Raw genomic sequence first — 13,104 nt, forward strand, 5'->3', positions numbered from 1 at the left:
AAGCCTCAACATAAATATTAATCCTATTCAAAAATAAGAATTATTACTTAAGTATAAGATCATTCATCATAATTGTGCATAAAAAAACCGATACGTTAAAGTATCGGTTTATAAATCATCTAGGTAATAAGAGCCTTTATTGCTCTAAAAAAGCATTTAATTACGCTTTTTTTACACCTTCAACAGAGATAATTAATTCTGCTTCTTGTGATTTTGGTCCTAAATCTGATTTAAAATTAAACTCTTTCAGATTTATTTTACCTGTTGCTTCAAAGCCAGCGCGATAACCTTTCCAAGGATCAGTACCTTCGCCAATTAATTTTGCATTTAATGAAACAGGTTTAGTCACACCATTTAATGTTAAATCACCTGTAACTACATAGTTTTCGCCATCACGAGTAACTTGAGTTGAAACAAATCGAGCTTCAGGGTATTTGCTTGCATTAAAGAAATCAGCGCTGCGTAAGTGCTTATCACGTTCTGCGTGATTAGTATCTAAGCTTCCTGTTTTAATCACAACATCAACTTTGTCTTTTGATGGATCTTCTTTATCGTAACTAAATGTACCATCGAAATCTTTAAAAGTGCCGTATAACCAGCTATAGCCTAAATGTTGGATACGAAACTGTACAAATGCGTGTTGGCCTTGTTTATCAATAGCATAATCTGCTGCTAAAGCAGTACTTGCATTAAATAACAACGCACCTGCGGTTAAACCTAATAAAGCTTTCTTAAACATTGTTATCTCCATAATTTCGTTTTATAAGTTTAATTATTTAGTTCGCATTCCTAACATGCGTTTTAACGTAACATCTTTATCAATAAAATGATGTTTTAAAGCACCTGCCGCATGTAACAGCGATAACAAAACCACTGCCCAAGCTAAATAAAGATGAATATCACCCGCTAAATCCGCTTGTTCGGCTTCCCCTGTAAAAATGGCAGGTACAGAAAACCAATCAAATACAGATATAGCTTGTCCATCTGCGGTTGAAATTAAATAACCACTAATCAGAATAGAAAATAAGATTAAATATAGAAGCATATGTGCAATATGGGCACTAATACGTGTCAATTGACTGTAGCTTGATAAAGCTTTAGGTGGTGGTGAGATCCAACGCCAAATCACACGCACTATCAGAATAATAAATAAAAGAATACCAATGCTCTTATGTATTTCAGGTGCAGAATGATACCAACTATCATAATATCCTAACGTTACCATCCACAGTCCTAAAGCAAACATGCCATAGACAGCCAGCGCTGACCCCCAGTGTAAAAGGAGTGATAAGTGCCCATAGCTAGACACATTATTTCGCCATTGCATAATAAAAACCCAATAGTTTCTAATTCATTAAAATAATGTTATCTAGTTTAGTGTATTGAGAATAAATTGTTAGCCTATAATTCAACAAATAATTTGCTTATCATTATCAATAATAATCAATAAGTAATAAGCTCTTATTAGTCACTATGTTGATTATCTAATCAATGACATTGTTGGATCAGGCTTTTTTCAAAATAAGATGGGTGTATTGGCAGGTGTTTATATACATAAGAAAAAGAATAAATAAAGAAGTAAAAATAAAAAGCGAAATAAGAAAAATATAACAATTGTCCAACCATAAAAACAATTGCATTTTTTTACTTATTCTAAATTAGAACTTATTAAACAAAATACGATAATAATGAGAGGAACCGTAAAAAAAACGGATAACCAGCGCATTTCACGTACAACACCAAAAATAATACCAACAATACAAACAAAAAATATAACAGGCATCATTTCTGAGTAGTGATCATGACAATAGTGCATTAATAAATTAATCCACGAGTAATCGTTTTGCATATAAAAATTTCAACCAATAAAAATAAATTTAAATTAAGATAGTGATAAATTACTATCATTAACAAATAAAACAAGTGTCGTATTATAAATATCAATCATCGCGCACAAAGATATTAAAACACTTCACATTTTAAATAGAGATAACATTGGCAAGCAAAAATAACAACCTAAGTTAAACTCCCAGTAATATAAAGTTAATAATGTCAAATACGGTTAATCCATTCAAATAAACCCAATATCATTATTAATATCACCTTAGCTGAACGAAATAATAATTTCATTTAATTGCAAATAAAGAAAATTAATTTCACAAAGTGATAATAAAAGTAATAAAGAATAAATAAAATAGAGTTTTAAACATCAAATAATTACCTTTAGGTTATTCATTTACTTGGAATTAACTCTATATTTCATTTTAATTACTATTAGCTAAAAACATTCAAATCCCAAGCAAAAAACACTACAATTACAATAGTATTTTTATTGAGGGCACTATGTCTACTGCAACAAATCTGAATGAACTACAGGAACAAGTTCGCTCCCGCTATAATGGATTAAGTAAAAGGCTACAGCAGGTTGCACATTATCTACTTGATAATAAAAACAGTGTGGCATTTGATACAATTGCGATCCTTGCAGATAAAGCAAATGTTCCTCCATCGACATTAATTCGTTTTGCCAACGCATTTCATTTCAATGGCTTTAATGAAATGAAACAATTATTTCAAAACCATCTGATGAATGAAATGGTAAACGAAAATGAAAATTTAACTTATAAACAAAAATATAAAGAGGAGCCTCCTAATCTGAATGAGCCTGCCTATATTTTGCAAGAATTTGCGCAAGCAAATAGCCATTCATTGCAACAATTGGCAAATCAGACTCACAGAGAAATGTTAAATAAAACATTACAATTACTGGAACACGCTGAAACAATTTATATTTGTGGCTTTCATCACTCATTCAGTGCTGCAAGTTATTTTTTTCATGCTCTCTCGCATATCCCTTGTGAGACTGTTTTTGTTAACAGTTTAGGTGGTATGTACAAAGAGCAATTGAGAAATATTACACATCGTGATGTGCTCTTTGGCATTCACTTCCACCCGTATTCAGATGAAATGCAAAAAATGTGTGAAATGGCGACTTACAAAGAAGCAAAACAGATTATTGTTACTGATAGTCCAATTAGCCCATTAGCGAGTCTAAGCGATGTTTGTTTAACAGTTAAAGAAGCTCAAATAAAAACCTTTCGTTCTCAAACATCAACAATGTGTTTACTACAAGCAATTTCCGTCGCTTTTGCTTTTAGAAAAAAACGTTAATGATTTTTTTATCTCAAACTGCATCTTAATTAAGGTGCAGTTTTTCATAAAATAAATAATTTTTAAAATAATATTTAATTGAATATATCCTCAACTATTAACCAAATATTAAATAGCTTAGTATCTTATTTAAAACTTTTTTTAAGAGTAAATACAGAATGTTTCATTTGTGATGAGAAAAGCAATCATTTAGCATTAATTCATACCACCAAAGATCATTAAAGGATTAAATTAAATGCTATTTAAAAAATTATTTTTAATTGTTTTCTTATTTCCAACCTTTTCTTATTCAAACACTCATTTAATAAAAGAAAATAAAGAAAAACCAATAATCGTAAGTATTCCCAGTATTTCATTAGGTGAAAAAAGTAAAGCATCTGGTAACGGTTCAATTGCAATAGGAACAAATAGCCAAGCTAAAAATACACATTCAGTTGCTATAGGAACTAATTCATTAGCAACAGAAGAAAATACAGTGTCATTTGGTAATATTGAGAATAATCATACTTCTCGATTAGTCAATATTAGTGATGGTAAAAATAATACAGATGCAGTAAATCTTATTCAAACTAAAAAATTGGTAGATAAAAATAGAACAACAACAACTAACGCCATCAATCAACTAAAAAGAACTGTCAGTACAGATATCAGTGATCTCAAAACCCATGTTAATAATTTTGATAATTATTATAGAAAAAGACAAGCTGAAATCACAGATTCAATTGCAAATTTAGATAAAGAAATTATCGCGTTAGAGAAGAAAGTATTTGCTGGCATTGCTTCATCTGTTGCAATGACTAGCATTCCTTATCTTTCTCATCACACCTTAAGCGGCGGAATCGGTATTAGTAATTATCGAACAGGCACAGCATTTGCTGGAGGTGTACAATATAAACCGAATAACGACATTGCATTTCGATTAAACTCTTCCATTAATAGTGAAAAGGAAATTATTATTGGCGGTGGATTAGCGTATGGTTGGTAATCGATTTTCTTTTCTATAATCAGATTATTATTAAAAAATAACTTTATAATTAAAGCGGTAATATCTAAGTAATATTACTGCTTATTTATAAAAAACATAATTAGAAATTTAATAAAAATGCGTCATTTAAAGAGAGATCGATAAGTTTAACTTTAGTATCTCTAATATATTTTTTGTAATATAGACTATTTTTTATATACTAGAATTATAAGCTAGAGAAAAAAGGAATAAAAAATGAATTATATATTTCAAAAAATGACCGCTAAAGATATTAATGCAGTCGCACTATTATTACAGGCAAATTCTGAATCTCAGCAAGGTGGATTATATGGCGAATACCCTCTAAATAAAGTTGAGGCGATGTATCAAAGTAGCACTAACGCCATCATTGCACTTTACCAAGCAAATATTGTAGCTGTTGTTTTTAGCTTTCCTGTTACCTCTTTTTCGATCCCTCCAATTGCTCAAGCTATTAATCAACACTTTCCAGAAATAACACAAAATAATTGGTTTTACGGCCCTGTTTGTATAGATAAATTGCACCGTGGAAAATCCCTATTAAAAGATCTCTACCAGCAGATCTGTTCTTTACATGGCGGGCATCCTATTGCATTTGTGAATAGTGAAAATATTCGGTCACTAAAAGCCCATCAAAAACTAGGTATGGAGATCGTTAAAAATTTTGAGTTTAAAGGCACATCTTGGTGGGTCATTAAAGGACAATGAAAACAAACGAAAGAAAAATACTTACACTTTCTGTTATTCAGTTTTCTAGCTAAAAATAGAGGCTTTTAAGTATTTTTGCTATCGCCATCACAAAACAAATAATAACCATACAAATCAGTATAATACATAAAACAATAAAAAGTTAATCTATTCTTAACAATATTCCAACTCCTATTTTGGCTGCCAAATTGCTTACAATTTGACATCATTCTGTGATCTCCCTTTCAATTATTGATCTTTCGTTAACTTACTTTTTGATCTTATACAAAAGTATAAATAAGATAAAAGACACCAATTCGAAAGTAAACGTAAAATAGGAGGAAGCAATGACTGTTTCCCGCAGAACTTTTATCAAAGGACTCGCAGCCAGCGGTGCAGCAATGACTGTTTCTACCCCTGTTATTGCTAATTCAGGGAATTCGGCTTCTAACACGCGGTCGCGTCCAGAGAATGCCCCTAACCTATTAATTGTTTTCCCAGATGAAATGCGTGCTCATGCATTACAGTTTATGGGGGAAGACCCTTCAATTACACCTAATTTGAATAAATTTGCGAAGCAAGCCAAAGTAATGACGCAGATGGCTTCAAACTACCCTCTTTGTTCACCATTTCGTGGCATGTTTATGACAGGTCAATACCCTGTTCGTAATGGTATTACAGGAAATGCACATGACTATGGTGGCAAAGTGGGTATTGATTTATCGCCTTATGCCAAATGTTGGTCTGATGTTTTAAAATCTCTCGATTACAGTACTGGTTATATTGGTAAATGGCATCTTGATGCGCCTTACGAACCATTTATTGAAAGTTACAACAATCCAATGGAAGGTCGCTATTGGAATGAATGGGCGGCACCAGATAGACGCCATGGTTTTGATTTTTGGTATTCTTATGGCACTTACGATTTACATTTAAAACCAATGTATTGGGCAAACGATACCCCTCGTGATAAGCCAATTTACATTGATCAGTGGGGACCTGAACATGAAGCTGATATGGCAATCAAGTTCCTCAAAAATGAAAACAATCAATTTAGAGACAATTCGAAACCATTTGCATTAGTGGTTTCAATGAATCCACCTCATTCACCTTATGATCAAGTACCGAAAAAATACCTCGATGCTTATCAAGGTAAAACGTCAAAAGAGCTAAATACACGCCCTAATGTACAGTGGGATACTGAATATCAAGAAGGCTATGGCCCTCAATATTTCAAAGAATATATGGCAATGGTCAACGGTGTTGATGAGCAATTTGGTCGCATCGTAGATGAATTAGAAAAACAAGGCCTTGCAGATAATACTCTCGTTGTGTTCTTCTCTGATCATGGCAGTTGCTTAGGGGCAAATGGACAAGCAACAAAAAATAATCCTTATGAAGAATCCATGCGTGTTCCTATGATGTTTCGTTTACCAGGTAAAATTAAACCAGGTTCTGACGATGCACTCATGTCAGCACCTGATATTTATCCGACTATCTTAGGGCTACTTGGTTTATCAGAATGGATCCCTGATTCAGTAGAAGGTACTGATCTTGCAGATAGAGTAGTGACAGGCAAAGGCGACACAGCAAACTCTCAGCTTTATCTCTTTATTCCTTATGGTGAACCTTCATTTGGTAAACGAGGTGTAAGAACTAAAACTCATACTTTGGTTATAGATAGACAAGATGGGCAACCATTGAAATATACTTTATATGACAATGTGAATGATCCATATCAAATGAAAAATATTGCCAAAGATAATATGCCTTTAATTGAGAAATTAATTAAAGAAGAATTAACCCCTTGGTTGGAAAAAACAGGAGATTCTTGGCGCGCCACTGAATTTATTACGGCAACAACCAATAAATTAAATAAAACAATATCGACATGTAAAGAAAAATAATAAAAATATCTGCGCCATAGCTTTATGGCGCTATATATAAACCCAATTCGCTGATATAAAAAATCCTTTTAATAAAATAAAGGGAAAAATGTCCTACACCTAAAATTTGACAAAAATAAAAGCGAATAAAGAATTGGATATATACCATGAACAAACTTCGTATTGCTCTTTTTTTACCTCTTCTTGGCTTAGGTTTAACTTCTTTTCATTCTCAGGCAGCTAATGTCAATGCCATGTTTTCTTGGGAAACGGCAGATTACGATACACCCAATAACTATGCTGGTTATCGTGTAGATTTTAATATTAATCCAGATAAGTCTAACTGGTATTTCGATGTTGGTTTTCGTCAACGTGAGCATGACAATAAAAATCGTTATCAGCGTTATGATTTACAGGGTAGTTATCGTTTTAAATTAAATAATGGTTGGATCCAACCTGGTTTAAAAGTACGTCAAGATCTGACTAACTATGATAATGGTAGTCGCTTAACTATTGATTTTTATGAATCAAAAACCAATTACCAATTTCCAATTAATAAAGATTGGGTTTTAACCGGTAGTGTTTTATTTGGCTTACAAAAGAAAGAAGACAAACGCAGTAATGGTATCACAAATACGGATTATTTAGGCTGGGAAATTGAACCTGGTCTACGTTATTTTATCACTCCTAATATTAATACAACTGTGGCTTATTTTGATGGTGGTAAACAAGCAATACGACATGAAGAATATGACACAAAAGAAACAAACCATAATCAACAATTACGTATGTATGTAAACTGGACAACTCCAGTAGGATTAATTGTTTCTCCATCAATGCGTAAATCTATTTTCGGAAAAATAGAAGATAGGACAAACAAAGGCGTTTATATCGAAAAAGATATGACACGTTATACCTTACAAATGGCTTATCAAATATCACCTCAATGGCGAGTCATGACGGAATATTATAATGAACGAGTTGAAAATAAAAACGATGGTAGTAAATCAACTCAAGATTATTTCAAAGTTTCATTCCGAGCAACATTCTAATAATTAAAACCATATAATTGTTCATGGAGTTATATTGTGAAAAATAAAAAATTGTTATTTTTGAGCGCTGCTATTTTATCAGCTATTTATGGTTCAGCATGGGCGGCAGAATGTGATCCTACTTTAAATATCTGCGAAACAGTTAATATTAATGACGGGAATACGGCTCAAATAAATAAAGATGTTACTGTTTCTCAAGGTGATGGAGTTGTATTTAATGGCTCATCAACAGAATACAAAGCCCAAGCAATTACAAAAAATATTACTGTTACTGGTGATGGAGCCAGTGCCATCAAAATAAATCAAGGGGCTTCTTTTAGCAGTAATATCAATTTAAATGGTGCTAATGTGACCAGTGAAAATGGCACAGCCATATTGGTTGAAGGCGATTTCCCTAAACGAGGTACAGGTGTTTATGTTAGAGACGGTGCTATTATTCGTGGAAAAACCGCAGCCATTGATTTTAGAACACTGAAAACAGGTTTTAGAAGTGATGTAAATGGTGAGATCCACGGTGATATTTTAGGAAATGGCCATGCGGATACTAAAATAAATTTCGCTTATCAAGGTGGTTCTCAAAATGCCCTATTTGATGGATATAAAATTACAGGTGTTCCATTAATTGAAAACCACGGTAATTTAACTATCCAAGGAAAAGATAGAACGATCCACTGGGAAGGTAATTTCATGAATAAGGAAAATAGCCAGCTTATTTTCCGCCTTGATGACAATACCAATACCGATGAAACTATTCTTCATGTTGACGGTGATGTCACTTTTAAGAAAGGTAGCCAAGCCAAGCTAGATTTTAAAGGCACCAGTGTCGATAACATCATAAATAAAGATATTGTTTTAATTTCTTCCAATTCAGCTATTAAAGATGAAGCTGGGATTACGGTTACAGATGCAAATGCTATTGCACCCGATATTTCTCCTTTATTAGAAAAAACAGATTCATGGTTAGAGACTACACCACCTAATATTAGCGGTGGTGTTAGTGGTAACCAATTAGTTGCGCGTTATGGTATTAGCTACGAAGGTGGTAATAACTTTATTAGTGCTGCCGAGCGTGGCGGTGCCAGTGAAAATGGATTAGCAGCAGCCAACTTTGTTATTCCAACTGTACTAAATGAATTTAATAATACGCGTAGCCAAGTTTCAGATGAAGCACTGAGTCTATTAGTCGCAGCTGGAAATGACGATAATAATATTGCTGCATTATCGAATGATTTAGCCCCTATAGCCGATGGTAGTGATATTCAAGCGGGATTAATCATGGTTGAAGATATGCGCAATAATATTGATCATCGATATTTACGCTATGATAACCAATTGCCTATTGAAGAAAGAGAAGCTGGCTGGAATAGCTGGGCTAATGTGCTGTACGGTTATGGTACGCAAAGCAATCAAGGTGGAGTTAACGGTTACAACACTTACCGCACAGGCATTCAAATCGGTACTGATTACGAAATTAATCAAGATGCTCTGATCGGTGTTTCTTTTGCTTATAACTACGCAAAAGCTGATGCCAAACAACGTAACGCAAGTAAAGAAATTAACCATTTTGAATTTATGCCTTACACCGGTTGGTATAGTGACACATTATTCCTAAACGGTAATTTAAATATTGGTTATTACACTGTCGATAGCGAACGAGATATCGGTGGTAATACAGGATGGGAAGGAAATACCAAAGCAAAAGGTGATTATTCTGGTGTGCAATTAGGTTATCAAATTAACGCTGGAACCTATTTTGATTTTGATTTCATCCATATTAAACCAATGCTGACTTACCAATATCAATGGCTAAATATTGATTCATGGGAAGAAACGGGCTCTACATTATCTATGCAAACTTATGGCCAACGCTATGCTGTTAATCAATTAGGTGGTTCAGTTGCTTTATGGAATAACTATCAAACCGCTTATGGCAAATTAACTCCATCCCTTAATTTGCGTTATTTCAAAGATATTGCAGGTGACAATAATATTAATCAACGTCATAGCCTCACTTATTTTAATACTGGAGGAAACACCTTCGATATTAAAGGAAATCGTGTTGGTGGCGACATTATTAGTGCTGAATTAGGGGCAAATCTCGATATTTCCCAATCGTTAAATTTAGGCACAACAATGGGATATCAGCGTTATGACAAATTCAATGAAGGACGCATTGGCTTCACCGTTAGCCAACGTTTCTAAGGAGAAAAATAATGCCGATATTTCGCTTTACTGCACTTGCTATGACACTGGGGCTATTATCAGCCCCTTATAATGCACTTGCAGCTACCAGCAATCCTGCATTTGATCCTAAAAATCTGATGCAGTCAGAAATCTATCACTTTGCGCAAAGTAACCCATTAGCGGACTTTTCATCAGATAAAAACTCAACACTGACGTTATCTGATAAGCGTAGTGTTATGGGAAGCCAATCCCTTTTGTGGAAATGGAAAGGTGGCAGCAGTTTTACTTTGCATAAAAAACTTATTGTCCCAACAGATAAAGAAGCGTCTAAAGCATGGGGACGTGCATCAACACCTGTTTTATCATTTTGGCTTTATAATGAAAAACCCATTGATGGTTATCTTACTATCGATTTTGGAGAGAAACTGAATTCAACGAGCGAAGCACAAGCGGGTTTTAAAGTAAAACTAAATTTCACTGGCTGGCGTGCTGTTGGGATCTCTTTAAATAACGATCTTGAAAATCGAGAGATGACCTTAAATGCAATGAATACCTCTTCTGATGGTACTCAAGACAGCATTGGTCGCTCTTTAGGTGCTAATGTCGACAGTATTCGATTTAAAGCCCCATCTAATGTAGGTCAGGGTGAAATCTATATCGATCGCATTATGTTTTCTATCGATGATGCTCGCTATCAATGGTCTGATTATCAAGTTAAAACACGCTTATCAGAGCCTGAGATCCAATTTCATAACGTGCAACCTCAGTTACCCGTGACACCTGAAAACTTAGCGGCGATTGATCTTATTCGTCAACGCTTGATTAATGAATTTGTCGGTGGTGAAAAAGAGACAAATCTCGCACTAGAAGAAAATATTAGTAAATTAAAAAGTGACTTTGATGCACTCAATATTCGTACTTTAGCGGATGGTGGAATACAAGGGCGACATCTGATCACGGATAAACAAACCATTATTTATCAGCCAGAAAACCTTAATGCTCAAGATAAGCGACTTTTTGATAATTATGTCATTCTTGGTAACTACACAACATTAATGTTTAATATCAGCCGTGCTTATGTCCTTGAAAAAGATCCGACACAAAAAGCCCAGTTAAAACAGATGTACTTATTAATGACAAAGCATTTATTAGACCAAGGCTTTGTTAAAGGGAGTGCATTAGTCACAACCCATCACTGGGGATACAGTTCTCGTTGGTGGTACATTTCTACACTATTAATGTCTGATGCCTTAAAAGAAGCAAAACTACAAACTCAAGTTTATGACTCATTACTGTGGTATTCACGAGAGTTTAAAAGTAGTTTTGATATGAAGGTAGGAGCAGATAGTTCAGACTTAGACTATTTCAACACCTTATCTCGTCAGCACTTAGCCTTATTACTGCTAGAGCCTGATGATCAAAAACGCATCAACTTAGTTAATACTTTCAGTCATTACATCACAGGGGCGTTAACTCAAGTACCACCAGGCGGTAAAGATGGTTTACGTCCTGATGGCACAGCGTGGCGCCATGAAGGTAACTATCCAGGTTACTCTTTCCCTGCCTTTAAAAATGCCTCTCAGCTTATTTATTTACTACGCGGCACACCATTTTCAGTGGGTGAAAGCGGTTGGAATAACCTGAAAAAAGCAATGGTTTCAGCGTGGATTTACAGTAACCCTGAAGTTGGGTTACCTCTTGCTGGGCGACACCCTTTTAACTCACCTTCGTTAAAATCCGTCGCACAAGGCTACTACTGGCTTGCCATGTCTGCAAAACCGTCTCCAGATAAAACACTCGCGTCTATTTATCTTGCAATAAGTGATAAAACACAAAGCGAATCGAAAGCTATTTTTGGAGAAACTATTGCACCAGCTGCTTTACCTCAAGGTTTCTATGCCTTTAATGGTGGGGCTTTTGGTATTCATCGCTGGCAAGATAAAATGGTGACACTGAAAGCTTATAATACCAATGTTTGGTCATCTGAAATTTATAACAAAGATAACCGTTATGGTCGTTATCAAAGTCATGGTGTCGCTCAAATAGTGAATAATGGTTCGCAGCTTTCACAAGGCTATCAGCAAGAAGGTTGGGATTGGAATAGAATGCCAGGGGCAACCACAATTCATCTTCCTCTTAAAGAATTAGACAGCCCTAAACCTCATACATTAATGCAACGTGGCGAGCGTGGATTTAGTGGGACATCAGCTCTTGAAGGTCAATATGGCATGATGGCATTCGATCTGATTTATCCTGCTAATCTTGAGCGTTTTGATCCTAATTTTACCGCGAAAAAGAGTGTATTAGCCACTGATAACCACTTAATTTTTATTGGCAGCAATATAAATAGCAGTAATAAGAATAAAGATGTTGAAACAACCTTATTTCAACATGCCATAACGCCATCATTAAATACCATTTGGATTAATGGGCAAAAAGTTGAAGCGTTTCCTTATCAAGCAACACTAAAACAGGGTGATTGGTTAATTGATAGCAACGGTAATGGTTATTTAATTACTCAAGCTGAAAAAGTGAATATCAGTCGTCAACACCAGACTTCGGCTGAAAATAAAAATCGCCAGCCAACAGAAGGAAACTTCAGTTCAGCCTGGATTGATCACAGTGTTCAACCTAAAGATTCCAGTTATGAGTATATGGTCTTTTTAGATGCGACTCCTGAAAAAATGGGAGAAATGGCTAAAAAATTCCGTGAAAATAATGGGTTATATCAGGTTCTTCGTAAAGATAAAGATGTTCATATTATTTACGATAAACTCAGCAACGTGACGGGATACGCCTTTTATCAATCTGCTTCAATCGAAGATAAATGGATCAAAAAGGTTGATAAACCTGCGATTGTGATGACTCATCATCAAGGAAATACACTCACTGTTAGTGCTGTTACACCGGATTTAAACATGACACGTCAGAAAGCAGCAACTGCCGTTACTATCAATGTCATCATCAACGGGAAATGGCAACCTACTGATAAAAATAGTGACGTAAAATATAACGTTTCAGGTGATAACACTGAACTAACGTTTACCAGTTACTTTGGTATTCCACAAGAAATCAAACTTTCACCTCTCTCTTGATATCACTAAAAGGAACGCACTTGCGT

The 13,104-nt window shown here is 34.7% G+C and carries 9 protein-coding genes; 7 read left to right on the top strand and 2 right to left on the bottom strand.

Features of this window, described 5'->3' with window-relative positions; translation table 11 throughout:
- Positions 1–160: 160 nt before the first annotated feature.
- Both NBG71_RS09295 and NBG71_RS09300 read right to left on the bottom strand, forming a co-directional pair.
- Complete coding sequence (locus NBG71_RS09295) at positions 161–739, bottom strand: YceI family protein (protein ID WP_075670709.1); 579 nt, start codon at positions 737–739, stop codon at positions 161–163.
- Positions 740–772: 33 nt separating this feature from the next.
- On the bottom strand, positions 773–1,327 hold the full coding sequence (locus tag NBG71_RS09300; RefSeq protein ID WP_156733852.1) for a cytochrome b: 555 nt from the start codon (positions 1,325–1,327) through the stop codon (positions 773–775).
- A 1,016-nt stretch (positions 1,328–2,343) separates the two neighbouring features.
- Between NBG71_RS09300 and NBG71_RS09305 the strand changes: the two genes are divergently transcribed.
- The 7 genes from NBG71_RS09305 to NBG71_RS09335 all read left to right on the top strand — a co-directional run bounded on the left by NBG71_RS09305 (position 2,344) and on the right by NBG71_RS09335 (position 13,078).
- Positions 2,344–3,171 carry a MurR/RpiR family transcriptional regulator gene (locus NBG71_RS09305; protein ID WP_075670703.1) on the top strand — a complete coding sequence of 276 codons (828 nt, stop codon included), beginning with the start codon at positions 2,344–2,346 and terminating at the stop codon, positions 3,169–3,171.
- A gap of 235 nt (positions 3,172–3,406) precedes the next feature.
- On the top strand, positions 3,407–4,156 hold the full coding sequence (locus tag NBG71_RS09310) for a YadA-like family protein (protein ID WP_075673701.1): 750 nt from the start codon (positions 3,407–3,409) through the stop codon (positions 4,154–4,156).
- 234 nt (positions 4,157–4,390) lie between these two features.
- Positions 4,391–4,882, top strand: a complete 492-nt coding sequence (locus tag NBG71_RS09315) for an N-acetyltransferase (RefSeq protein WP_075673700.1) — start codon at positions 4,391–4,393, stop codon at positions 4,880–4,882.
- Between the two features lie 326 nt (positions 4,883–5,208).
- The gene (locus NBG71_RS09320; RefSeq protein WP_075673699.1) at positions 5,209–6,768 is read left to right on the top strand and encodes a sulfatase-like hydrolase/transferase; all 1,560 of its coding nucleotides are present in this window, start codon (positions 5,209–5,211) and stop codon (positions 6,766–6,768) included.
- Between the two features lie 146 nt (positions 6,769–6,914).
- Positions 6,915–7,799 carry an OmpG porin family protein gene (locus tag NBG71_RS09325; protein WP_075673698.1) on the top strand — a complete coding sequence of 295 codons (885 nt, stop codon included), beginning with the start codon at positions 6,915–6,917 and terminating at the stop codon, positions 7,797–7,799.
- 36 nt (positions 7,800–7,835) lie between these two features.
- The gene (locus NBG71_RS09330) at positions 7,836–10,001 is read left to right on the top strand and encodes an autotransporter family protein (RefSeq protein WP_223672401.1); all 2,166 of its coding nucleotides are present in this window, start codon (positions 7,836–7,838) and stop codon (positions 9,999–10,001) included.
- Positions 10,002–10,012: 11 nt separating this feature from the next.
- The gene (locus NBG71_RS09335) at positions 10,013–13,078 is read left to right on the top strand and encodes a chondroitinase family polysaccharide lyase (protein WP_250916794.1); all 3,066 of its coding nucleotides are present in this window, start codon (positions 10,013–10,015) and stop codon (positions 13,076–13,078) included.
- Positions 13,079–13,104: the final 26 nt, after the last annotated feature.

This window comes from Proteus sp. FZP2095 (genome assembly GCF_023701425.1).
GTDB classification, from domain to species: Bacteria; Pseudomonadota; Gammaproteobacteria; order Enterobacterales; family Enterobacteriaceae; genus Proteus; species Proteus cibarius.

Bases quoted from the DNA above. Each gene is read 5' to 3' on its own strand.
- NBG71_RS09295 (WP_075670709.1), bottom strand. From the start codon at position 739: ATGTTTAAGAAAGCTTTATTAGGTTTAACCGCAGGTGCGTTGTTATTT.
- NBG71_RS09300 (WP_156733852.1), bottom strand. From the start codon at position 1,327: ATGCAATGGCGAAATAATGTGTCTAGCTATGGGCACTTATCACTCCTT.
- NBG71_RS09305 (WP_075670703.1), top strand. From the start codon at position 2,344: ATGTCTACTGCAACAAATCTGAATGAACTACAGGAACAAGTTCGCTCC.
- NBG71_RS09310 (WP_075673701.1), top strand. From the start codon at position 3,407: ATGCTATTTAAAAAATTATTTTTAATTGTTTTCTTATTTCCAACCTTT.
- NBG71_RS09315 (WP_075673700.1), top strand. From the start codon at position 4,391: ATGAATTATATATTTCAAAAAATGACCGCTAAAGATATTAATGCAGTC.
- NBG71_RS09320 (WP_075673699.1), top strand. From the start codon at position 5,209: ATGACTGTTTCCCGCAGAACTTTTATCAAAGGACTCGCAGCCAGCGGT.
- NBG71_RS09325 (WP_075673698.1), top strand. From the start codon at position 6,915: ATGAACAAACTTCGTATTGCTCTTTTTTTACCTCTTCTTGGCTTAGGT.
- NBG71_RS09335 (WP_250916794.1), top strand. From the start codon at position 10,013: ATGCCGATATTTCGCTTTACTGCACTTGCTATGACACTGGGGCTATTA.